The sequence below is a fragment of the Streptomyces atriruber genome, assembly GCF_001418325.1.
Lineage (GTDB): Bacteria > Actinomycetota > Actinomycetes > Streptomycetales > Streptomycetaceae > Streptomyces > Streptomyces atriruber.
The window spans coordinates 105,690-128,823 of sequence record NZ_LIPN01000164.1 but is presented as its reverse complement, the minus strand read 5'-3'; the positions used below and the strand labels follow the sequence as shown (position 1 = coordinate 128,823).

At 70.7% G+C, this 23,134-nt stretch carries 16 protein-coding genes and 2 pseudogenes; 8 read left to right on the top strand and 10 right to left on the bottom strand.

Annotation, left to right across the window (positions count from 1 at the left end):
- The first annotated feature begins 100 nt into the window (after nt 1-100).
- From AOK03_RS18570 to AOK03_RS18560, 3 genes are read left to right on the top strand one after another with little or no spacing between them, the layout of a single operon-like run.
- Entirely contained in the window at nt 101-343 is a 243-nt protein-coding gene (locus tag AOK03_RS18570) for a DUF397 domain-containing protein (protein WP_055566399.1), read from the top strand.
- 60 nt (nt 344-403) lie between these two features.
- Nucleotides 404-1,006, top strand: coding sequence for an ATP-binding protein (locus AOK03_RS18565; protein WP_055566398.1), 603 nt, complete (start codon nt 404-406; stop codon nt 1,004-1,006).
- 45 nt (nt 1,007-1,051) lie between these two features.
- A complete protein-coding gene (locus AOK03_RS18560; protein WP_079074808.1) occupies nt 1,052-2,029 on the top strand; it encodes a universal stress protein in 978 nt (325 codons plus the stop codon).
- A gap of 241 nt (nt 2,030-2,270) precedes the next feature.
- Here AOK03_RS18560 and AOK03_RS44880 read toward each other — a convergent pair whose 3' ends face one another.
- Nucleotides 2,271-2,396, bottom strand: coding sequence for a hypothetical protein (locus tag AOK03_RS44880; RefSeq protein WP_279616326.1), 126 nt, complete (start codon nt 2,394-2,396; stop codon nt 2,271-2,273).
- 63 nt (nt 2,397-2,459) lie between these two features.
- On the opposite strand from AOK03_RS44880, the gene AOK03_RS18555 reads away from it, so the two are divergent.
- Together AOK03_RS18555 and AOK03_RS18550 are read left to right on the top strand one after the other, a co-directional pair.
- Entirely contained in the window at nt 2,460-2,960 is a 501-nt protein-coding gene (locus AOK03_RS18555) for a hypothetical protein (protein WP_055566397.1), read from the top strand.
- A gap of 137 nt (nt 2,961-3,097) precedes the next feature.
- The gene (locus AOK03_RS18550) at nt 3,098-5,467 is read left to right on the top strand and encodes a glycoside hydrolase family 95 protein (RefSeq protein WP_055566396.1); all 2,370 of its coding nucleotides are present in this window, start codon (nt 3,098-3,100) and stop codon (nt 5,465-5,467) included.
- A gap of 42 nt (nt 5,468-5,509) precedes the next feature.
- Here AOK03_RS18550 and AOK03_RS18545 read toward each other — a convergent pair whose 3' ends face one another.
- Together AOK03_RS18545 and AOK03_RS18540 are read right to left on the bottom strand one after the other, a co-directional pair.
- On the bottom strand, nt 5,510-6,361 hold the full coding sequence (locus AOK03_RS18545) for a hypothetical protein (RefSeq protein WP_055566395.1): 852 nt from the start codon (nt 6,359-6,361) through the stop codon (nt 5,510-5,512).
- A 100-nt stretch (nt 6,362-6,461) separates the two neighbouring features.
- On the bottom strand, nt 6,462-6,902 hold the full coding sequence (locus tag AOK03_RS18540) for a hypothetical protein (RefSeq protein ID WP_244177655.1): 441 nt from the start codon (nt 6,900-6,902) through the stop codon (nt 6,462-6,464).
- A 228-nt stretch (nt 6,903-7,130) separates the two neighbouring features.
- On the opposite strand from AOK03_RS18540, the gene AOK03_RS18535 reads away from it, so the two are divergent.
- On the top strand, nt 7,131-10,751 hold the full coding sequence (locus tag AOK03_RS18535) for an nSTAND1 domain-containing NTPase (protein ID WP_055566394.1): 3,621 nt from the start codon (nt 7,131-7,133) through the stop codon (nt 10,749-10,751).
- A gap of 15 nt (nt 10,752-10,766) precedes the next feature.
- Here the strand turns inward: AOK03_RS18535 and AOK03_RS18530 are convergent, their stop codons facing one another.
- The 4 genes and pseudogenes from AOK03_RS18530 to AOK03_RS18515 form a co-directional block, all read right to left on the bottom strand.
- Nucleotides 10,767-11,882 carry a hypothetical protein gene (locus AOK03_RS18530; protein WP_063792520.1) on the bottom strand — a complete coding sequence of 372 codons (1,116 nt, stop codon included), beginning with the start codon at nt 11,880-11,882 and terminating at the stop codon, nt 10,767-10,769.
- 215 nt (nt 11,883-12,097) lie between these two features.
- Nucleotides 12,098-12,664 (bottom strand): endonuclease/exonuclease/phosphatase family protein, encoded by a 567-nt coding sequence (locus AOK03_RS18525; RefSeq protein ID WP_157868995.1) that lies wholly within the window; start codon nt 12,662-12,664, stop codon nt 12,098-12,100.
- Nucleotides 12,665-12,666: 2 nt separating this feature from the next.
- Nucleotides 12,667-15,302: pseudogene (gene dnaE, locus AOK03_RS18520) on the bottom strand (DNA polymerase III subunit alpha); the annotation flags it as partial.
- Nucleotides 15,303-15,662: 360 nt separating this feature from the next.
- A complete protein-coding gene (locus AOK03_RS18515) occupies nt 15,663-19,079 on the bottom strand; it encodes an NB-ARC domain-containing protein (RefSeq protein WP_244177654.1) in 3,417 nt (1,138 codons plus the stop codon).
- Nucleotides 19,080-19,534: 455 nt separating this feature from the next.
- On the opposite strand from AOK03_RS18515, the gene AOK03_RS40985 reads away from it, so the two are divergent.
- Nucleotides 19,535-19,855, top strand: coding sequence for a PadR family transcriptional regulator (locus AOK03_RS40985; RefSeq protein ID WP_079074806.1), 321 nt, complete (start codon nt 19,535-19,537; stop codon nt 19,853-19,855).
- Nucleotides 19,855-20,523, top strand: coding sequence for a hypothetical protein (locus AOK03_RS18510; protein WP_055566392.1), 669 nt, complete (start codon nt 19,855-19,857; stop codon nt 20,521-20,523). The genes AOK03_RS40985 and AOK03_RS18510 overlap by 1 nt, the downstream gene beginning before the upstream one ends.
- A gap of 467 nt (nt 20,524-20,990) precedes the next feature.
- On the opposite strand, the gene AOK03_RS18505 is transcribed toward AOK03_RS18510, so the two are convergent.
- The 3 genes and pseudogenes from AOK03_RS18505 to AOK03_RS18490 form a co-directional block, all read right to left on the bottom strand.
- The gene (locus tag AOK03_RS18505; protein ID WP_055566391.1) at nt 20,991-21,521 is read right to left on the bottom strand and encodes a hypothetical protein; all 531 of its coding nucleotides are present in this window, start codon (nt 21,519-21,521) and stop codon (nt 20,991-20,993) included.
- A gap of 802 nt (nt 21,522-22,323) precedes the next feature.
- A pseudogene (locus tag AOK03_RS45200) lies at nt 22,324-22,748 on the bottom strand (DUF6192 family protein).
- 45 nt (nt 22,749-22,793) lie between these two features.
- Nucleotides 22,794-23,051, bottom strand: coding sequence for a hypothetical protein (locus AOK03_RS18490; protein WP_055566388.1), 258 nt, complete (start codon nt 23,049-23,051; stop codon nt 22,794-22,796).
- Between the last annotated feature and the right edge of the window lie 83 nt (nt 23,052-23,134).

Genomic DNA, 23,134 nt, shown 5'->3' with positions numbered 1-23,134 from the left:
GGCGACACCGCACACGGAGGTCCTGCCACCGCGGCCTGTCCGGCGCCCGGAGCGAAAGCTAGGCTGGCGCCGGACCGACGCATTCGGGAGGAGCACGGACGTGGCCGACAGCACCACTCAGCAGCATCCGCTCGCGGGCTGGGACAAGCCGGAGCTCGACCTCAGCACGGCGGACTGGCGATCGAGCAGCGAGGGGCGCGGGGACGTGGAGATCGCCTTCGTCGAGGGCTTCGTCGCGATGCGCAACAGCGGCCGCCCGGAGAGCCCTTCCCTGATCTTCACCCCGGCGGAGTGGGGAGCCTTCGTGCACGGCGCCCGCGAGGGCGAGTTCGACCTGACGTAGCGCTTGGACGCAGCGCATATCGGATCGCGCGAGGTGGTCGCCCGCTGGCACGCTGCCCCCATGGATCATGCGGAAGTACTGCTCATCGGGGGACGTGCCGGTGTCGGCAAGACGACGGTGGGATGGGAGGTTTCGGCGCTGCTGCGCTCCGGGGCCGTCGCTCACGCGATCATCGACGGCGACTTCATGGGCCAGGTGCATCCGGCACCTGACGGAGACCCGCACCGCGCGGAGATCACCGAGGCCAATCTGACCGCCGTGTGGGCGAACTACGCCCGGCGCGGCTACCGACGCCTGATCTATACGAACACCACGAGCGTGCTGCCGGAGACGGCGGGCATGTTCGGGCGTGCGATGGGGGCGGGAGTGGGGATCGTACGAGTCCTGCTCACCGCCTCCGACGTCACGGCCCGCGAGCGGTTGGTGGGACGCGAGCTGGGCTCGGAGCTGGAGCAGGAGCTGGCGGGAAGTGTCCGCAAGGCACGGCTCCTGGATCAGCGGGCTCCTGCGGACACCGTGCGGGTGGCAACAGACGGGCGGTCCGTCGTGGACATCGCCCGGGAGGTCGTGGCCGCCACCGGTTGGGCCGCGCCTCGCTCCGCCCGCGAAACGGACCTGCAAGGGCACGGTGGCGACGGTCCTTGGGGCCTGCCCATCACGTGACTTTCGACTCTGCCCGCGGGGGCCGGTCCGCAGCAGGCTGAAGCCATGAGCAGCGAACCGGTCAGCAGCGTGAGCAGTGAGTCCGTGAGCGGCACTGGAGCCGGACCCGACGGCGGGCCCGTCGTGGTGGCGGTGGACGGGTCGGAGGGCAGCGGGCGCGCCCTGGAGTGGGCGCTGGCCGCCGCCGGGCTGCGCGGCGTGCCACTGCGGGTCGTGCACGTGCGGGGCTACGAGGTCCCGCTGGTCGACGGTCCCTTCTCGTCCGTCGTGGAGCGCGGTGACGGCGACCCGGTGGTGGAGCAGGCACGCGATTCCCTCGTGGGGCGCGCCGGTCTGCCCGAGCTGGAGTTCGTCACGGTGGACGGCAGCCCGGGGCGCGAGCTGCCGCGGCTCGGTGCCTGGGCCGGGCTGCTGGTCCTCGGCTCGCGAGGCCGGGGCGGCTTCGCCAGCCTCCTGCTCGGCTCGAACGGTCTGGCGTGCGCGCGTGACGCGGCCTGCCCCGTGGTGGTCGTGCCGCGGCCCGGGGCGAACCCGGAGCCCGTGCGCCCCGAGGCGTCGGTGCCCGACGAGGGCCCGCGCGTGGTCCTCGGCCTCTCGGCGCCCGCCCCGGACGACAACGCCCTCGCGTTCGCCTTCGCCGAGGCCGGGCGGCGCGGGGCCCGGCTGCAGGTGATCGCCGCCTACCCGTGGCCGGTCCTCAGCTGCACGCCCACCGGCGAGTTCGTGATGAAGGCCGTCGAGGACGCGGAGACGGAGCGGGAGTACGGCAAGCTCGCACAGGACCAGCTCGCCCCGTACCGGGAACGCCACCCGGAGGTGCGGGTGGACGTGGTCATCGCGCCGGGCGACGCCGCGCGCCACCTCGTCGAGGCCGCCCCCGGCGCCGCCCTCGTGGTCGTCGGCCGACACCGGCGCAGGCTGGGCCCGGGCCGCATGCTCGGCTCGGTCACCCACGCGGTGCTGCTGCACGCGGGGGTCCCGGTGGCGGTGGTCCCGCCGAGCCCTTCCGGCGAGAAGGCCTAGGGTCGCTCCGGCGCTACGCCAGTTCTTGGCGGACCGGGGCGTTCGTCCAGCGGAGGTCGGGCTTTTCGAGCGCGGGCAGTTCACGGAGTGCGGTGAGCGAGCCGATGGTGTCCGGGAGGCGGGGCAATTCGGCGCGCCGGCAACGTAGTCCGAGCAGTCCCGCCATGCCGCCGACGGCCGTTGTGACCGAGGTCGAGGGTGTGCAGGCGGGGGAGCGTGCCGATGCGGCCCGGGAGGTCGGTCAGTGCGTCATGGGGAGGAGCAGGAACTCCAGGTGCGGGTGGTGCCACACCTCGTCCGGTACGGCCGGGCAGGTCGCGCCCGGGGCGTCGGCTGCGGCCGCTCCGTGGCTGGTGGGACAGTGCACCGCCCCGGCGGGACGTGCCCGCCCCCGCGCCGGAACACCTCGCAGGCCACGTACCATGGGCGCATGTCCTTCCTCCGCCGCCGCAGCTCCGCCACTCCCGCGGGCCCGGACTTCGACGTCCTGGCCATGGACCCCGGTGACTGGCCCGGCAATCTCGGCGCGGGCCTGCTGCCCGCCCCCGACGGCAGCTGCCAGGGCGTGTTCCTGCGCTACGACCTGTTCGGCGGCCGCGGCCCCGCGATGATCATCGGCAACCTCCCCGAGGGGTCGCCCGCGCGCGAGACCGCCGAGGGCGAGGTCCCCTTCGAGGTGGCCCAGCTGCTCCTGGCCCTGGAGAACGACGAGGAGATCACGGTCGTGTCCAGCGAGGACATGCCGGTGATGCAGGGCGACAACCTCCTCATCGTGCGTCGCCTCAAGCTCTCCGAGAGCCGGATCTCCTGCGTGCAGTTCGACCGCAGCGACAACGTCCTGGTGACCATCGCCGCCTGGGACCGGCCGATCACCGACGACCTGTACGCGCTCCTGAAGCCGCTGCCCGCGGAGCTCTTCCAGCAGGGCTGACAGCCCGCGCCCCCGCACTTCCGTCCAAGTCCTGCCCCGTTCCGTCCAAGGAACGGGGCAGTTTTGTGTCTTGCCAGCCAGTCATCGGACTTTTACCGTAATCGGTCATGACTCAGCGGATCACGCGAAGGACGACCATGAGGTCCGCCATCGGTGGCGCGGCCGCTCTGGCAGCGGGTGGCGGCGCACTCGGTGGAGCTCCGGCGGCCTCTGCGGCTTCCGGGGCCTCCGCGGCGGCCGAAGGATCGGAGCGTGACACCTCCGATGAATTGCTGCTCTGGTACGGAGCTCCCGCCACCGACTGGGAGCGGGAGGCCCTCCCCATCGGCAACGGTGCCCTCGGTGCCATGGTCTTCGGCACCCTCGCCTCCGAACGGCTCCAGTTCAACGAGAAGACCCTGTGGACCGGCGGCCCCGGCTCGCGGGAGGGCTACGACTTCGGCAACTGGAGCGCGCCACGGCCCGGCGCCCTGGACGCCGTGCGCGACGAGCTCGACGAGAAGGGCGGGCTGAGCCCGGACGACGTCGCGGCGAAGCTCGGCCAGGCCCGGCGCGGCTACGGCGCCCACCAGACCTTCGGCGACCTCCACATCGACGTACCCGGCGCCCCGGACGCGCCCGACGCCGCGTACCGCCGCGCCCTCGACCTCGGGCAGGGCCTCGCGACCGTCACGTACCGCCAGGAACAGGTGCGCCACCACAGGGAGTTCTTCGCCTCGCACCCCGACGGAGTGATCGTCGGCCGCCTCTCCGCCGACCACGCCGCACACGTCACCTGCACCTTCCGCCACACCTCGCCCCGCACCGACTTCACCGCGACGGCGCACGACGACCGGATCACGGTCCGTGGCGAACTCGCCGACAACGCGCTGAAGTTCGAGGCCCAGCTGCGCGTAGGGCACGAGGGCGGCGCGTGCGTCGCGCACGACGACGGAAGCATCACCGTCACCGGCGCGGACCACGTGTGGTTCGTCCTCGCCGCGGGCACCGACTACGCCGACACCTATCCCGACTACCGGGGCGACGACCCGCACGCCACCGTCACCCGCACCGTCGACGAGGCCGTCGCTGCGGGCCACGGGGCGCTGCGGGCCCGTCATCTGCGCGACCACCGTGCCCTGTTCGACCGCGTCGCCCTCGACATCGGCCAGGCGCCGCCCGCGGACGTTCCCACGGACCGGCTGCTCAAGCAGTACGGCACCGGTGCGGACGCCGCCGCGGACCGGGCCCTGGAGGCGCTCTTCTTCCAGTACGGCCGCTACCTCCTCATCGCCTCCTCGCGCGCCGGATCACTCCCCGCCAACCTCCAGGGCGTCTGGAACAACAGCACCACCCCGCCCTGGTCGGCCGACTACCACACCAACATCAACCTCCAGATGAACTACTGGCTCGCCGAGGCCGCGAACCTCCCCGAGACGACGTCCCCGTACGAACGCTTCGTCGAGGCGCTGCGCGCGCCGGGGCGGCGTACGGCCAGGGAGATGTTCGGCAGCCGCGGCTGGGTGGTACACAACGAGACCAACCCCTACGGCTTCACCGGGGTGCACGACTGGTCGACCGCGTTCTGGTTCCCCGAGGCCGCGGCCTGGCTCACCGCCCAGCTGTACGAGCACTACCGCTTCGGCGGCTCCACGGACTACCTGCGCACCACCGCGTACCCGGTGATGAAGGAGGCCGCCGAGTTCTGGCTCGACAACCTGCGCACCGACCCGCGCGACGGCACCCTGATCGTCACGCCCAGCTACTCGCCCGAGCACGGCGACTTCACCGCGGGCGCCGCCATGGCCCAGCAGATCGTCCACGACCTCTTCACCAACACCCTGGAAGCGGCCCGCACACTCGGGGACTCACCGGCCTTCCGCGGCGAGCTGGAGAAGACCCTGGGTTCCCTGGACCCCGGACTGCGCATCGGATCCTGGGGGCAACTCCAGGAGTGGAAGGCCGACCTGGACGACCGCACGGACGACCACCGGCACGTGTCCCACCTCTACGCCCTGCACCCCGGACGCCGGATCGAGCCGGGCAGCAAGTGGGCCGAGGCGGCCAAGGTGTCCCTCACGGCGCGGGGTGACGGCGGCACCGGCTGGTCCAAGGCCTGGAAGATCAACTTCTGGGCGCGCCTGCGGGACGGCGACCACGCGCTCAAGATGCTCGGCGAACAGCTCAAGTCCTCGACGCTGCCCAACCTCTGGGACACCCACCCGCCGTTCCAGATCGACGGCAACTTCGGCGCGACGTCGGGCATCGTCGAGATGCTGCTGCAGAGTCAGCACGACGCGATCGAGATCCTGCCCGCGCTGCCCGCCGCCTGGCCCGACGGATCCGTGCGCGGCCTGCGGGCCCGCGGCGGCGCGACGATCGACGTCGACTGGGCCTCGGGCCGCGCCACCCGCATCGTGCTGCGGGCTGCACGCACGCGCGAACTGACGCTGCACAGCGCTCTGTTCAGCGGCGGATCGAAGACTTTGAAGGTGCGGTCGGGGCAGCGATACGTCTTCGGGCGGTGAGGAGGGACGGGGGAGCGGGCTGCCGCAGCCCGCTCCCGCACGTCACGGTGTCGGGGCGCTGTAGTGGACGTCGAAGCTGTCCTCCACCTGGTCCAAGCGTTCGGGGAGCGTGTTCTGGAGTCGCCCGACCTCTGCGGAGTGGCTCTTGAGGAACGCTTTGCGACGTTGCTGGCGAAGCCCTTCGCGCACCGCTTCCACCGGAGCCATGCACCGGGCGTAGAGGGCTCCCAGGCGCCGGTCCTCACGCTCTGCAGCACGTGGGTCGCTGCCGCGTGCGCTCAACCGGGAGTCCACGACGCCGAAGAAGGCGTCCTCGTCGTCGGCGGCGAGCCCGTGCCCGGCGAAGCAGCCTTTGAGCTTCGTGTACGCGCGTTGCACCGTCGGCTCGTCGTTCACCGATTCCACGACCTTCCACCACCGTGCCTGTAGGGGCGCGATCATTTTCCCCAGCGAGGTGATCCGCTCTTCCGTGGCGTCCGCACACCGGGGGCTGGCGGCCAGTGTCGGTACGGGCGGACTGGTGAAGCCGTGGGCGCGCACGTACGCCAGGTCGGGCAGGGCCATGCGCCGTACGAACATGGCCGGTGGATCGTCCGCGGGCGCACCACCGGTGGGTGTCGTGCAGGCCTTGGTGCGGACGTCCTGGGCGAGGGCCAGGAGACCGGTGAGCCCCTGTGTGCGGCGGCTCTCGACTCCGGTGGCCGGGAAGAGCATGGGGATGACGTCGGCACTCGACGGCTCGGAGTACCGCACCTTGGTGATCGCGGGCGGCGGCGCACCTCCCGGTTCGGGCGTGGGTTGCGAGCACGCGGCGCCCGCCGCGCACAGAAGGCCGACCAGCGCGATGGCTGCGGTACGGCGCGGCGATGGGGCGTGGCGGTGGTGGGCAGGCACCCTGCTCCTCCTCGGACGTGTCGCGTCAGGGTGCCGCCCGCCCCGCAAGCGCGCCCCCAGGCACGCCTGCGCGGGCGGACGGCACCCTCAGGGCGTGAGATCAGTGGGCGACCTTGACGGTGTCTCCGCCGTCGTACCAGCTGCCGACCCCCATGGGCGTCCCGGCGCTCACGTCCGACAGGAGAACGATCCACGGGCTGTGGTTGACGTCGTAGGCGAAGATGTAGCCGCGGCTTCCGCCCTTCCAGCCGCTGGATGTCTTGTAGAACCCGCGGTAGCTGTCACCTACGGTGGAGGTCGAGTCGTTGGAGTAGGTGAGGTTGAGGTCGTTGCAACTGCTGCTGCCCGACTTGTTCACCGTGGTTCCCTGCTTCTGGTAGCCGGTGGTGAGGGTCTTGGTCGCGCAGGCCTGGGGGCCGGCGGGAGCCGCGGCCGACGCCGAGGGCATGATGACGGCACCGCCGAGCACAAGAGCCATGCCCGTGATCACAGCGGTGCGGCGGAACGTGACTGCTCCGCGGTCGAGCTCGGTGCTTCGCATGGTGGAACTCCTTGGTGTCAGTGGTCGGATGGCAGACCCACCTGGGGCGGTCCGGCACCGATTTCAGCTCACCGCGGCGTTTTTCATCACCCCAGGTCAGTGCGGGTAAACAATCGAGTCGCGGACGGACGGGGGCCACCAGGGATGGCCGACGGGCAGCTTGTCCGGCTTTTGCCGGGCCCGTAGCGTGGCGCTGCAGCGATCATCCGGAGCTCGGGGGAATTCAGGATGGGGCGCAGGGAGAAGCCGGTCGATCCGGCGGCGGGGCCGACGGCGCGGTTCGCGGTCGAGCTGCGCAAGCTGCGCAGCGAGGCCGGTGGCATCGCCTATCGCGCGCTGGCCGGGCGCACCGGCTACTCGATCACCGCGCTGTCCCAGGCCGCCGCGGGCGAGAAGCTCCCCTCCCTGCCCCTGACGCTCGCCTACGCCAAAGCCTGCGGAGGTGACGCACAGGACTGGGAGCGGCGCTGGCATGCCGCCGCGCGGGAGGAGAGCGAGACGGCGGCCGCCGCCGAGGACACCGCCGAGGCGCCCTACCGGGGCCTGGCCCGTTTCGAGCCCGGCGACGCGCACCTGTTCTTCGGCCGGGGGCAACTGACCGACGACCTGACACAGCTGGCCAGACAGCACCCGGTCACCGTGGTCTTCGGACCATCGGGCAGCGGCAAGTCCTCCCTCCTGCGTGCCGGGCTCATCCCTCGCCTGCGCCACTTCGAGGACGCCGCGCTGCGCCCGGCGGCGATCCGCATCCTCACCCCCGGCGCCCATCCCCTGCGTACCCACGCCAACGTCCTGACCCCGGTGGCGGCGGCCGGCGACACCTGGCTGGTCGTGGACCAGTTCGAGGAGGCCTTCACCCTCTGCCACGACCCCACCGAACGGGCCGGGTTCATCACCCGTCTGCTGGCCGCCCGCCACCCCGAGAGCCGACTGCGCGTGCTGCTGGGCGTACGCGCCGACTTCTACCCCCGCTGCCTCGAACACCCCGAACTCGCGGCGACCGTGCGGAAGTCGAGCCTGCCCGTCGGTCCGATGACCGCGAGCGAGCTGCGCGAGGCCATCGTCAAACCCGCCACCGCGGCCGGACTCACCGTGGAACGCACCCTGACCACCCACCTGGTCGACCAGGCCGCCACCGAACCCGGCAGCCTCCCCCTCCTCTCCCACGCACTGCTGGAAACCTGGCGCCACCGCCGCGGCAACGCCCTCACCCACGAGGCCTACAGCACGGCGGGCGGCCTGCACGGAGCCATCACCCGCACCGCCGAAGACGTCTGCACCCGGCTCTCCGAGACCCAGGCCGACACGGCCCGGCGCATCCTGCTGCGCCTGATCACCCCGGGCGAGGGCACCCCGGACACCCGCCGCCCCATCGACGTGCACGAACTGGAAGAGGACCGGCACCCCCACACCCGCACCGTGCTGGACCTGCTGGCCCGCGCCCGCTTGATCACTCTGGAGGACACCACCGTCGATCTGGCCCACGAGGCGCTGATCACCGCCTGGCCCCGGCTGAGCGCCTGGATCGAGGAGGACCGCGACCGCCTGCGCGCCCATCGGCGCCTGACCGAAGCCGCCACCACGTGGGACGAACTGGACCGGGACGGCGGCGCGTTGTACCGGGGAACCCGGCTGGCAAGTGCCGAAGAGCACTTCCCCGACGCCCACTCCCCGTCCGACACCCACCTCACCGATCTGGAACGCACCTTCCTGAACACCAGCACCGCCGCCCGCGGCCAGGAACAGCAAGCGGCCGCCCGCACGACCCGACGGCTGCGCCGGTTCTCCGTCGCCGTGTCCGTGCTGCTCGCCCTGGCCCTGACCGCCGGCCTGCTCGCCTGGCAGCAGAGCCGCACCAGCGACAAGCAGCGCGCACGCGCGGTGGCCGCCCAGCAGACCGCCCTGTCCCGGCAGCTCGCCGCCCAGTCCGCCGCCCTGCTCGATACCCAGCCCGATCTCGCCTCGCTCCTGGCCGTCCACGCCTACGACACCGGCGCCACCAAGGAGGCCGCCACCAGCCTCCGTGCCGCCGCCGGTCTGCCGCTCGACCGGCGTCTCGGGCGTGGGCCGTCCACCGAAGGGATCCAGTCGGCATACAGTCCCGACGGCCGCACGCTGGCCGTCGGCAGCTTGCGGCACGGCACGGCGCGCGTGGTGGTGCGGGATGCGGCGAGCGGACGAACGAGACGAACGTTCACCGGCATCGTCGGCGACTTGCCGTCGTTGGTGTTCGACCGCCGCGGTCGTCTGCTGGTCAGCGGCCACGACGACAGCGAAGTGTGGAGGTGGGACGCCGCCACCGGCACGCGCCGCACGACGTTGCGCGGAGCCGCGAACATGTGGAAGATCTTCAGTCCCGACGCCCGCACCCTGGCAGCTGTCCGCAGTGATGACGGATCCGTACGGCTGTGGGATCCGAGCACCGGCCGCCGTCGGGCGACCCTCGACGGAGCGGTGAGCCGTGTCCGCGCCCTGGCGTTCACCCCTGACGGGCGCACCATGGCGATAGGTGGTGTGAACGAAAAGGGGCAGGGAGTCGTTCAGCTGTGGGATGTCGTGTCGCTCAAGCCCCGCTCTCCGCTGCTGGTTCCGGGCGACGCGGTGACTTCGGTGGCCATCGCGGGCGACGGCCGCACGCTCGCCACCGCGGGTGCGGACGGAAGGGTGCGCCTCTGGGACCTCGGCACGGGCCGCGCCCGGGCGACGTTCTTCGTGCAAACCGCCGAAGGGCCCCTCCTGAGGTTCAGCCCTGACGGCCGCACGCTCGCCACCAGCGGCAGCGATCTGCGCATCAGGCTGTGGGAGACGCCCACCGGCAAGGCCCGCACCACGCTCGCCGGGCACTCCGCCACCATCTCCGACCTGACCTTCAGCCCTGACGGCAATGCGCTGGCCAGCAGTTCGATAGACGGTGAGGTGCGCTTGTGGGACATGACCGCGGAAGCGGCACGGGTACCCACGATCACGCGCTCCGACGAGCTCGCCGCCATCGCCTTCAGCCCCGACGGACGCTTGCTGGCCACGGGCAGCAACTCCGGTCCGTACGGTGGGGAAGTGAGGCTGTGGAACACGGCCGACGGCACCCCGCGCACAACGGCCCTGCGCGCGTTCCCCGAGGTGCGGTCCGTGGCCTTCAGCCCTGACGGGCGGAGTCTCGCCGTCCTCAGCGGCAGCGCACGATCAGAGAGAGCAGTGGTGCGGCTGTGGGATGTGCGCACCGGGAAGGTACGCGCCACACTCACCAAGCCACTCGACCACGTACTGGCCGTCGCATTCACCTCGCACGGGGACCTGCTGACGGCCGGTGACGCGACAGGAGTGGTGCGGTCCTGGAACATCGCCTCGGGCGAGACCCGCATGTTCAAGGGGTTCGAGGCGTTTTCGGCACTGACTCCCGTGGCAGCCTTCAGCCCCGACGGACGGACCGTGGCCGCGGGCGACACCAAGGGCCGCGTACGCCTGTGGGACGTGGAAAGCGGCACCCTGCGCACCGTCATATCGCAGCGCGCCGACAAGGTCGGAGCCCTGGCCTTCAGCCCCGACGGGCACACCCTCGCCCTCAACGGCCGCACCGACGGCGAGGTCCGTCTCTACGACACCGATACCGGCAGGCTCCGCCACGCGTTCCCCCGACGTGCTGCCAGCAAGGCGGCCCTTGCCTTCAGCCCCGACGGCAAGCACATAGCCGGTGGCAGCGACGGGGGCACCGTACGGCTGTGGGACGCGGCCCCGGTCCGACCGGATGCCGCCCTCCGCAAGGTCTGCCGCAGCGTCAACCGCGGTCTCACCCCGGAAGAACGCGCCACTTACCTCAAAGACCCGGTAGGCCCTTCCCCCTGCCGGACATGACTCCAGGGGCCGGAATCAGGCGGCCCCGTCGACCAGCATCCTGGTCCGCCGCAGGGTGTCCCGCTGCACGGTCCGGGTCATGGGGCGCGTCGATCCGAGTAGACCCTTCGGGGCCGGCTGCATGGCGGTTCGTACGAGTTCCGCGTACGCGCAGCGCAGTGCGACCAGTGACTCCTGGGCGTCGCGATAGGCGTCCGCGTCCGGGCCGCGGCGGTGCGCGAGGGTCCGCACGCCCGCGCTGCGGCGGTCCAGGGTGGACAGCCAGGCGCGGTGCTGGGCGGGGAGGTGTCTGCGCAACTGGTAGCGGCTGCCTACTCCCATACGGCCGCCCATGCCGAGCACGGCGTCGGACGCCAGAAGCACCGGCGGTTCCAGCGCCTCCTGCTCGGCCAGTGAGGTGAGCACCGCACACTGCTGACCTGTCGCGGGCGCATGGCTCAACTTGGCCGTGCTCGAACGGAGCTGCCCCTGCAGGGTGTGCTGGATGCGGGTCATCCGGCGCAGCGCGACGGCGATGGCGCAGTCGCCGGGGGACCGGCCCGCCAGGGTCTCGGCGAGCCGGAACAGCCAGACCCCGTGGGCCTCCAGACGCACCGTGGCCAGCATGAGCCGGTCCAGGCGGGACAGCGGCCGCTCCCCGGCCGACCAGCGCACGATCGGCACGAGGGACTCGGTACGGGCCAGCTGGTCGACCGGCACGGCCCGGCCGGGCTTGCGCAGCGGCGCCCAGTTCAGGAGCGACAGCGTGGGCAGAGCGACGAACCGGGGGTGGTCAGTGCGGTGCGCCAGCGACGACCACAGGGCACGGAACTCCTCGTTCGCCGCGCGCCGGGACCCGGGCGACACCGGGTCCAGATCGGTCCACCCGCAGGCCGCCACGATGACCGCCACCCGCATCGCCGCCGCCTTGGCCCGGTGCTCCGACAGCCGGGCGGTCCGCTGGCGCAGCACCGTCAGCTCGGCGGACCGGCACGCCTCTGCGACCAGGAGGCGGGCGTCCTCCCGGCACGGCGCGGCGGCGGCCGCATGGGCCAGCGCGTCCAGCCGGGTCCAGGATCCGGAGAGGTGCGGCACCGGCAGCCGCTCGGGCAGGAAGCCGTGGGCGAGCGGATGGTCCGAGGGGGAGGTCATCGGGGCGGCCTTTCTGGGAGAACCGAAAGGGTGATGGATGATCTTTGGGTATGTCTTGATCGTCACAGTTCTCCGCGCTCGATCTCTCCGGCGAAAGTCCTCAACACCGGGGACTTTCGCCCTCTGGGCAATTCCTGAGGGCGTTCTGACGGGACGTAATGCCGTTGACCGGTGAGCGAGTTGAGGCCGTCCCCGAGGGCGGCCTCACGGCGGCCTCATCGGTCGGCCCGCAGTCCGGTGAGGACCGGGCGGTGGTCGCTGCCGAGGTCCGGGAGCACGTCGGTCCCCGTCGACGCGAAGCCGCGCACCAGGACGTGGTCGAGACGGACGACGGGGAACGCGGCGGGCCAGGTGAAGCCCAGACCGTGGCCCGCCCGGCCGTCCGCGGGCCGCAGCACGGTGGTCAGCGGCGCCAGGCCCCGGTCCCGCAGGGCGCCGTTGAGGTCGCCGAGGAGTAGCAGGCGCCGTGTGGGATCCCGTGCGATCCGCTCCCGCAGCCGGGCCGCGCTCGCGTCACGCTGCGCCACGGCGAAGCCCTGGTCGAAGGTGACGCGGACGGACGGCAGGCGCACCGCGTACACCGCCGTGTCACCGACGGGGGTGCGGGCGACGGCCCGGACGGCGTGCGGCCAGGCGCCGCCGAGATCGAGCTTCTCGACTTCACGCAGCGGATATCGGGACCACAGCCCGAGAGTGTCGCCCGCCGCGCGGTGCCGATAGGTGCCGTGCAGTTCCCTCTCGTACGTCTTCATGGCCCGGTTCGGCACCTTCTCCAGGGCCACCACATCGGCGCCGGTGGCGAGGACCTCACGGGCGACGTCCGGCGGATCGGTGCGGCCTCTGCCTCGCTGATGCCCTTGACCGTGGACAGGCCCAGGCGCACGCCCCAGCCGCGGGCGGTGGCCTCCACGCGGTGGGCGGTGGGGGAGCGGTTGATGTCGACGGGCAGCACCGGCACCTGGTGGCGGCGGGCGTCGGCGACGATGACGCGCATCGGCCACATGCCCGGATCGTGCTCCAGGAGTCCCGCGTACAGGGCGGCGGGGTGGTGGGCTTTGAGCCAGGCCGACTGCACCGCGGGAACGGCGAAGGCGACCGCGTGGGCGTGGCAGAACCCGTACGCTCCGAACTCTTTGATCACGTCCCATACTTCGTCGACGACTGTCTGGGAGTAGCCGCGGGCGGCGGCTGACCTGGTGAACCAGGCCTTGACGCGGGACAGTCGGTCGGTATCGGCCGGGGCGCGGCGGCCGACGTTGGCGAATGCCCGGTCGCAGCCCGTCATCCGCGCGAAGATCGCAATGATCTGCTCATGCCAGATCACCACGCCGTAGGTGTCGTTGAGGATGGGTTCGAGGTCGGGGCGGGGGGAGTGCGGTGCGGCGCCGTGGCGTGCGGCGATGAACCGGGCGGGCATGCCGCCCTTGACCGGGCCAGGGCGGAAGAGGCTGATGTCGGCGATGACCTCCTTCATGTGCCGCGGCTGCAGCCGGCCCACCAGGTCCCTCTGATCGGTCGACTCGATCTGGAAGCAACCGAGAGTGTCCGAGCGGCGGATCATCTCGAACGTCTGCGGGTCATCGAGAGGGGCGTGGTCGGGGTTGTCGAGGTCGAGCTGGCGGCCGGTGGTGCGCCGGATCTCGGCGACCGCGTGCGCCATGGCGGACTGCATCCGCACCCCCAGCGCATCCAGCTTAAGCAGCCCGAGGTCTTCGACATCGTGTTCGTCGGCCAGCGACATCGGGAACTGGCCGCCGGGCGTGGGCTGCACAGGCAGCCGGTCCAGCAGCGAGGCGTTGGACAGGATGACCCCGCACGGGTGCATGGCGTAGCCGCGCACCAGCGCGTCCAGGCCCTCGGCGAGCTTGAACAGCGGCCCGAACTCGGCGGCGCGGGCGGCGAGCCGGCGCAGTTCGGGCCGCTCGGCCAGCGCGGAGGTGATGTCGCAGGCCCGGATGTGCGGAAAGGATTTGGCGATCTCGTCCACGATCTGCGGGGCGATGCCCAGGGCGAACCCGGTGTCGCGCAGCGCATGGCGGGCCCGGTAGGTCTTCGGCATCCCGGTCACCGCGACCCGCTCCCGGCCGAAGCGTTCGAAGATCTTGTCGTAGACCTCCAGGCGGCGCGCGGACTCCACATTGAGGTCGATGTCCGGCAGTGACGTGCGCCGCTCGGACAGAAACCGTTCGAACAGCAGCCGGTGCTCGAGCGGATTGGCAGTCGTCACGAACAGGGCGTGATTGACCATGGAGCCGGCCCCGGAGCCGCGGGCGGCGACGCGCACGCTCATCGCCCGCACATCCGCGACGACCTGGGCGACGGCGAGGAAGTAGCCCTCGTAGCCGAGACGGCCGATCACCTCGAGTTCGTCGTCCAGTTGCTGGACCGCGGCGGCATCCTGCTCCAGGTCGCGCGCCCGCATGCCCGCCTCGCAGTGCCGACGCAGCAGCCGCATCGCCCCACCGCGCTCGCGGTCGGCGCCCACCACGTGCGGCTCGGGAAAGTGCCGCCGCCCCAGTCCCAGCCCTTGCGGTGTCAGGGGGCAGGATGCGGCGACCGCGTCGGTCTCGGCCAGCAGTGCCGCCGCCCGCACGGGCCCGTGCCCGGCCGCCTCCGCGACGCGCGCGGCCGCCGCCTCCATCTCGGCCGGGCCCTTGAGCCACCGTTCCCCGCTGTCCAGCGCGCGCCGGTCGACGGGGCGCAGCAGCCGCGCCGCATTTAGCACGTCGGCGAGCCGGTGCTGTGTGGGATCGGCGTAGCGCACCGCGTTGGAGACCACCACCGCCACCCCGAGCGCATTGCCCAGCGCACGGTACGCCCCGCCAGCCGCAGCGACCCCGCGCCGGTCCCCGTGCGCCCGTGCCAGACCGCCCCCAGCCGCAGCCCCCGGCACGTGACGGCCCGCTCCGGGCCCCAGCAGCTGCTCGGCCAGGTCGGGGCGGCCCGCCAGCAATGCGGCCACCGGCTCCGACGCCGGCCCGAGCAGCACCACCAGGCCGTCCCCGAGATGCCCCTCCAGTACCGGCCACGCCACCACCGGCACCCCGTCGACGGGCTGCGCGTGCGCCGCGGACACGAGACGGTACTGCCGCGCCCAGCCCGGCGCCGACTGCGCCAGCAGTGTCACCCGGCACCGCGCCTCCACCACAGCGCACCGCCACTCACCGGCTTCCGAGCCCGCCGTGCAGGCCCGGACCCGCCCCAGGGGGCCACGGCGACCTCAGCGCCGAAGAGCGGCCGGATACCCGCGGCCGTGCAGGCCTTGGTGAAGTGGACCGTCCCGGCCACCGTGTCGCGGTCGGTCAGCGCGAGCGCACCGATCCCCCGCACTGCGGCCCGCTGCACCAGGACCTCGGGCAGAGCGGCGCCGTAGCGGGCGGAGTAGCCGGAGGCGACATGCAAGTGGGCGGTACGGGACACCGGCTCCACCTCCGATCCACGAGTGACGCGATTCGAGCCACGTGGCTCGATCCGTTCTACGTGATCTCCGGGCAGTCTCAACGTTCTCCGGGCACCCGGCTGAGCGTCTCGCACAAGGCCGGGCAGCTCTCCACATTCGCTGGTCGCGAGCGTCGGAACTCGTCCGGCCGACTTCCCGCACGGACGACCGCTCGGACTTCTCCGGGACGCCGTACACGCGGGGTGTCTCCTTCAAGTCCGGGCACCACAGGTTGGCGCGACGTCGCGCCCGGAGATGTGCGAGAGCGCACAGCCACGAGTCGTGGCTGGAGCGGGACCGGTTGATTCTGCTGTGCACCCCCCCGGGCGATGGCCCCCGGATCAGGTGCGTAGCTCGTAGAGGTGTAGTCCACCAGTACCTGCGGCCACGAGGGTGGTGTCGAGGCTCGACCAGGTACAGCTCGCCAAGGCGTCATCGGTGCGCACAACCGCCGCGACGAATCTGTCGCGGACGTTCCAAACACGGATCTCTCTGTCCTGGTTGGTGGTGGCGAGCCAGGCGCCGTCGGCTGAGATGGCCACCGACTGCACGCCACAGGTGGAGTTGGCGAGGGTGGCGGTGCACTGTCCGCTGGTCACGTCCCACAACCGCACTTTTCCATCACGGCTACCGGTGGCGAGCCAAGTACCGTCGGGTGAGATCGCCACCGACTGCGCCCCACCGGTGGAGTTGGCGAGGGTGGCGGTGCATTGTCCGCTGGCCCGGTCCCACAACCGCACTTTCCCGTCCCAGTTGCCGGTGACCAGCCAGGTGCCGTCGGGTGAGATCGCCACCGACTGCACCCCACCGACGGGGTCGGCGAGGGAGACGGTGCACCGGCCGTCGGCTAGGTCCCACAACCGCACCGTTCCGTCCCGGCCGCCGGTGGCGAGCCAGGTGCCGTCGGGTGAGATCGCCACCGACTCCACCGAGGCGGTGTGGCCGGTGAGGGTAGCGGTGCACTGTCTGCTGGTGACGTCCCACAACTGCGTTTTCCCATCGCGGCTGCCGGTGGCGAGCCAAGCGCCGTCGGGTGAGATCGCCACTGCTGTCACCGAGGCGGTGTGGCCGGTGAGGGTGGCGGTGCAGCGTCCGCTGGCCCGGTCCCACAACCGCACCTTCCGATCCTCCCCGCCGGTGGCGAGCCAATTGCCGTCGGGTGAGATCGCCACCGACTGCGCCCCGCGGGCGTACCCGGTGACAGCGGTGGGCTCTTCATCTGCAGCGTTCACGCAGTCCCACAGCAGCACCTTCCGATCCTCCCCGCCGGTGGCGAGCCAGGTGCCGTCGGGCGAGATCGCCATAGACTCCACCCTGCCGGTATGGCCGGTGAGGCTAGCGGTGCACTGTCTGCTGGTGACGTCCCACAACTGCGTTTTCCCATCGCGGCTGCCGGTGGCGAGCCAAGCGCCGTCCGATGAGATTGCCGCTGCTGTCACCGAGTCGGTGTTGGTGAGGGTGGCGGTGCAGCGTCTGGTGGCCCGGTCCCAAAACCCCAGCGTTCCGGCCCAGTTGCCGATGGCGAGCCAGGTGCCGTCGGGTGAGATGGCCACCGGCTGCGCCCCACCGGTGGAGTTGGCGAGGGTGGCGGTGCAGCGTCCCCTGGACCGGTTCCACAACCGCACCGTTTTGTCCCAGCTGCCGGTGGCGAGCCAGGTGCCGTCGGGTGAGATCGCCACTGCTGTCACCGAGGCGGTGTGGCCGGTGAGGGTGGCGGTGCAGCGTCCCCTGGTCCGGGCCCACAACCGCACCTTCCGATCCTCCCCGCCGGTGGCGAGCCAGGTGCCGTCGGGTGAGATCGCCACCGACTCCACCGTGCCTGTATGGCCGGTGAGGGTGGCGGTGCATTGTCCGCTGCCCCGGTCCCACAACCGCACCGTTCCGTCCCGGCTGCCGGTGGCCAGCCAGGTACCGTCAGGCGAGATCGCCACCGACCCCACCGCGTCGGTGTGGCCGGTGAGGGTGGCGGTGCAGCGTCCGCTGGCCCGGTCCCACAACCGCACTGTTCTGTCCCGGCCGCCGGTGGCGAGCCAGGTGCCGTCGGGTGAGATCGCCACCGACTCCACCGTGCCTGTATGGCCGGTGAGGGTGGCCAGTTGGGCACGGTCAGGGAGGTCGGGGGGCGGCCAGAGTCCAACCAGGAGCGGCCGTGCGGGCACGGTGGCGAGCCCGTTGATGACTTGGTCGCGCCAGGAGGGGAGGAAGGCGAGCCGACTATAGAGGGTGTTGACCACGAGCGGCGCGGGATCGGTGGGGGCAAGCAGGTGGGTGACCTGTGCCAGGGAGCGTGTGCGGGCTGCCGCGTCCGTGGTGGGAACGTGGCTCAGGTCGCGCGGGGGTGCGCTGGCGCCGTATCGGATGAGGCGGCCCGCCACCCATCGAAGGTCACTGGCGATGGCCTCGGCCAGTTCGGTGCGACCTGCTGCGACGAGGTGCTCGATGAGATGGTCTTGGAGGTAGCCGTCGGTCAGTTCCCACCACGTGGGATACGGAGCGCTCGCGCGTGCCAAGGGCGGTGCGGCGTCGGGGAGGCCGTCGGCTGAGGCGTCCACGAGGCGTCCGTGCAGCGCAGCAAGCTGTGTCGGGTCGTGGGCGCTGAGAAGATAGTCGCGAATGACGTCGTGAAGGCTGATGCGCCCGCCGTCGTCTCTGGTGAGGGAGAGCAGCGACAGCCCTGCCAGCTGCGCGCACAGTTCCCGGGACGCTCGCTCGCTCAGTCCCCCGGTGGCCTGCCAGAGTCGCGCGATCAGTGGCAGTGGCACGGCCTCGTCCTCAGCAAAGATGGCGAGCTCGGCGAAACGTTCCATGCCTCCCTCGGGCAGCAGCCCAGTCGCCGCCTCGATGGTGGCGCGGATCGCCCGGCGCCGCTCTTCCGGGCGGTCCACATCGATGGTGGCGCCCGTGGGATCGACTCCCTGCGGACCGTGGACGCGGAGCTGGTGCAGAATCTCTTCGGCGGCTCGGGCCGGATCCTGTCCGGTCATCACCTGTGCCTTGACCTGTCGGTTGACCAGACGCAGCAGCAGAGCCCACCGGCCGGTGGCATCCAGCAACGCACCGATGGTCAGCTGCGGCAGGCCGTCCAGGTCCCGCGTCAGCACGGTGCGGGCCTGGTCGAGGGTCATCTGGTCGACCTGGATCGTCCGGGTGCCAGAAGGCAGCAGCGAGGGAACTCGAGTGGTGATCAGCCGTACGCAGTGCTTTCCGCCGTGGAGAAACGGTTCGAGCTGTTCGTCCGTCCAGACATCATCGAGGAGGAGCAGGGTCCGCTTGCGCTGGTCCAGCAACCGGCCCAGATGCCTACCGGCCTCTGCCGGGTCGGAGAACTGCTCGGTGTTGCCGGTGATGAACCGGGTGACCTCGGCCACTCGTGAAGCGATGTCCGCTCGTCCCCGCACCTCCCGGCCGATGGTGAAGCTGTATACCCCGCCCTTGAAGTGCTCACGCACCCGCGAACTGGCACAGACCATCTCGGCGATCGTTGTCTTGCCGAAGCCTCCCGCGCCCCAGAGCGACGTCGTAATCCCTACCGCGGCGCCGTTCCCGCACACCGCGTCCTCGGCTCGCTGCCTCTCGTCCCGGTCGACGACCCATGCCGTGACAGGTTCGGGCGACGGCGCGGGCGGATCAGAGGAGGCGGGCGCCTGCGCCCAGCTGCCCCAGGCCGCAACGACAGCCCCTGCCATGGCCAACACCCCGAAAGCGACCCAGCCTCCCAGCGACGACGGGCCGGACACCAAGCCCTGCAACGCGGCCACGACTACGCCTGTGCCTGCGAGACCCGCTCCCACAGCCCGCCGCCGCATCCAGCCCCCCGTGTTCTCGCCGTAGGCATGAGCGCAGCCATCAACCTCATTGCCGTGCCGCGCAGTTGACCAATGTCCGAACCGCAACCCTACTCACCAGCCAGCACCGCATTCCAGTGAGGAACTCAGGCCCCAGACCTGTGGCGGCGCGGGCGAAGTGGTGCCAGAGGTCGGGGAGCGTGCCGGTTGCGGAACAGAGAAGAGCAGCGCGACCTGGACAGGCCGAGCTCGACGAGGTGGCGCCCGGAGAAGGACACGGCGGTGGTCACGAGGACGGCGGGGCGAAGGTCCTGATCTCGCAAGGAACGCCGGAACTCGGAGGGGGATACGAGATCTGATGCCCGTTTCGCCCTTGTCAGCGAAACTCGTACTCGACACACGCTCTTCCCGGTGCTCCACTGAGAAACATGGCACCGCTTCGTCTGACGCAAGCAACCATCGGCGTTCTCAACGAGCTTCTCAACGCGACGCACGATGAGCCGACTTGGGGGTTGAAGATCTGCGTTAGGGCAGATCTCGGCTCAAGCACCGTCTATCCCGTGCTGGATCGTCTGTCCAAGCTGGGGTGGGTCACCAGCTGGAATGAGACCACGCCGCATCCGAGCAGGCCGCCACGCCGCTTCCACGTGCTGACCACGGACGGACGCGCGCAGGTGCAGCAACTCTTGGCACAGCGATCGCTCCGGCGACGGCTTTCCCATCCCATCCCCTTGTGGGGCCAGATCTGATGATCCTGAAGATCTGGGGCCGGAGTGTCGGCACGGCGTGCCTGATCGCCGTCTTCGGCGTGTCGACCGATTGGCCGCTGGCAGCGTGGCTGGGCCTGCTGCCAGGAATCTGGTGTCTGTATCGGTCCGTCCGCCAGCATTGGGCGTGGTGGTGCAGTACTACGCGAAACGGCCGCCCCCTCTACACATTGGGCGCCCGCGTGACAGCACGTCTGACCACGGCGGTCACCGCCGCCGCGGTCCACCTCGCGGGGCCGGGGCGATCTCACCTGTACGGTGAATGGCTGGCTCACCTGGAGGGCGACAACCCGGTGACCGGAGCAAGGCTGACGTCACATCAGCGCTACCGGGCAGCCCTGGGGTTTCTGATCGCGGCCTTGTGCATGCGCACGGCCGATGGTGCGGCCCAGCTGTGGCGGCCGGTGGAGTGGGTGCTGTCCACCGACAAGCGGCTCAACCTCGCCATCACCGTTGCCGTGGCGATCTCCGCCACCTACCTGGTCAGAACAGATGGCCTTCACGCGGTAGTTGCCGGTGAATGGCAGACCTGTGCAGGGCTGGGCGGTTGTCTCTACCTCCTGGCCCGCTGGCTGCGGGTCATTCGCTCGATCTCGGTGTCCCCACGTAGCCCCCGGAATGCGCGCGACAACAGTGACCGTCTTGAGTAGTCGCTGCGCCGACCGTCCAGGCTCTCGGAGCGGCCAGCTCCACAGACCAAGCTCGGACCTGGATCCCTCTTGCCCCCCCCGGATCTGTGAGCCTGGTCTTGGTGGTGCGGGGACGCGGTTTGTCACATGGTTTGTGCTCCACGCAGCCGCACAACACGGCTCACCCGTGTGAGAGGCCAATCCGTACGCCCTGCGGAGATGGATTGTTGAACATGAACGATGCGGCACAGCGGCCGCTCGGCGGCATCGAACGCCGGCTGCTCAGGGCCGCGTGCGGCCTGCTCGCCGGTTACGCGACACTCCGACGCCCCCTGGCAACCACTGGTGGATATTCCGCGCAGCCCACTCACACCGTCAAACGGTTCATGACGGTAGACCGTCGCCCATGGGCCCGGAGCAGGTGCCACGAAGATCCTGACGGCACATATGGACGTCGAGCGGCCGAGCATGACCCACCTCGACCTCGCTCACCTTCCCTGAAGGACGGCGAACACTTTCTCCACCGTCTCGCGGTCCTCGACGGGATCGACGCGAGCTGCCAGGACCGCACGAACCTCGAGGAGGGACAAGCCCGCATAACCAGCGACGGTGCGGATGTCCGGCGCCCCTGCGCGTTGATACAGCTCCGCCCATTCCGCCGCCGACGCTTCCCGGTTCGCCATGTCGGCAGCCTCCCGGCACCGCCTCTGCAACTCCCGAACCTCATGATCCACGTAGGCCGGGAGCGGAATCCCCGAAGACAGGAACACGTCAAGCATGTCGGACGGGGCAGGATCGCCTGCTTGTGCCAGTCTGAGCAGCGACTCTTCGTCACTCGCAAACGACTTCCTCGCGCGCAGGTCTTCTCCTATATGAAGTCCCGTATTCACCGCGAGCCGCTCGCGCTCCAGCTCTTCTTCTGTCGCTGTCCTGAAGCGAAGCCACCAGCCCTCGTCACCGCCCCAAGCGCGGACCAGTGCCGCAAGGACGGGAACCGTCGGGATCCGCTGCCCCCGCATAGCGTGGTGCAGCGACGACCTCGCGACGTTGTACCGCGCCGCAATGACGTCTACGGGTGGCGCGTCGAAGCCTGCGTCGTCACGCAGTTGCCGTAAGGCGATCGCGAAACGGGCGCGGGGGCCGTCTTCTGGGCTCAGTGGCGTAGGGCGACGAGGCACAGGCTCCGGTGGGTCAAGTCTCGCGATTCATGCGTATCAGCGCGGATTGTCTCGCCCCCCTGCCGTGGAGGCAAGAACATCAGCAAACTCGAAAGGACTAACTCCCAGTAGCCACCGGGCACTTCTACCGGGCAGGCACCTGAGGTGTCTGGTGGCCGGACCGCCGTATGCGGCAGGTAGGACGCCAACTGTGCTGACGCCGAAATCCCGTGAAGACTCTCGCCACCCCCTCCACCGCAAGCCCCGCCTCAAGTTCATGCTCGTCGGCGTGGTTGTGGTCGGCGCTGCGGCAGTTCTTCCGCCGGACCATGTGAGCGCTTCCGCGCAGGCCCTCGGGGCTGTCGCCGCGGCGACGATGGTCCTACGGCGGGCCAGGGGTGACGAAGCGATCCTGGGCTGATCTCTGGGCAGCAAAGGGACGGGCCGCCGGCTTCGGCCGCGGCCCGTCTCATGTGGCAGAGCCTGCCTTTCTGCTCTGGTGTAGATCACCGGTGGTCAGCCCTTCTGCGTGATGATGTCGCGCATCATTGCCATGCCGGACTGCATTTGGCTGCGGGTGAGTTCGGTGGCCCGCAGCAACTGAGGCATGTGGAGACCTGCCGGGCGGGTCTGCACGAGCGCTCGGAAGATCGCTGCCGCGTGCTCACGGTCCCAAGAACTCCAGAGCGTGGTTGATCCGCCGCACGGTCGGCTCGAACGGTTCCTCGGCGCCTTCGAGTTGCTGCTCGTGGGCCTCGCGCAGCAGGCGGGACTGCTCGACCTGCGCGTGATCTACCTGGTGCCGGGCGGTGTCGCCGGTCATGGCCTTGAACGCCACCGATGGACGCCGCAGAAGATCGGTCGCCACCTGCGCGGCAGCCTGCTCGTCGGCGACCAGGTCGTGCACGGCCTCGATCTTCTCCTGCGCCGTCTCGGGCCCGGCCCGTGGTAGCCGACCCGCTGCCGGGCAGTCTCCGGTGCCCACCGCCGTTTGCCGGTCCGCTCGTCCAGCGGCGGGTTCTTGATCGCCGCCCACCGTTCCTCGTCGTCAGAGATCGCGGCCAGGGTCTGGTGCGTACTGAACGCCACTCCAGAACATCGGTGCTGCTCAGGCCACCGGCTGGCCACCCACCGCTACGACTTCAGGGTGTTGCAGGGAACGTTGACGTCTTCCGACAGCCGGTGCAGCCATGCCGACACCCCGAACAGGCCGTCCCGCACCGACCGGCCGCCGTGATCCTGCATCGGGACGACTTCCAGCGCACCGTCGCCGATGATGAACGAACTCTTCGACAACTTCTCGAACTTCTCGACGGCCTCGCGCAGCCTCTCCACGATCTGCTCGTACCGGTCCACGTTGACGTTGCCGACCATCTCCGAACTGGGCAGCACACCCACCCTCTGCCAGGCTGGAGCACGGCACCCGTGGCCGTGAAGGGGAACCCCGGCCCGCCCGGTACCGGCAGCATCCGCCC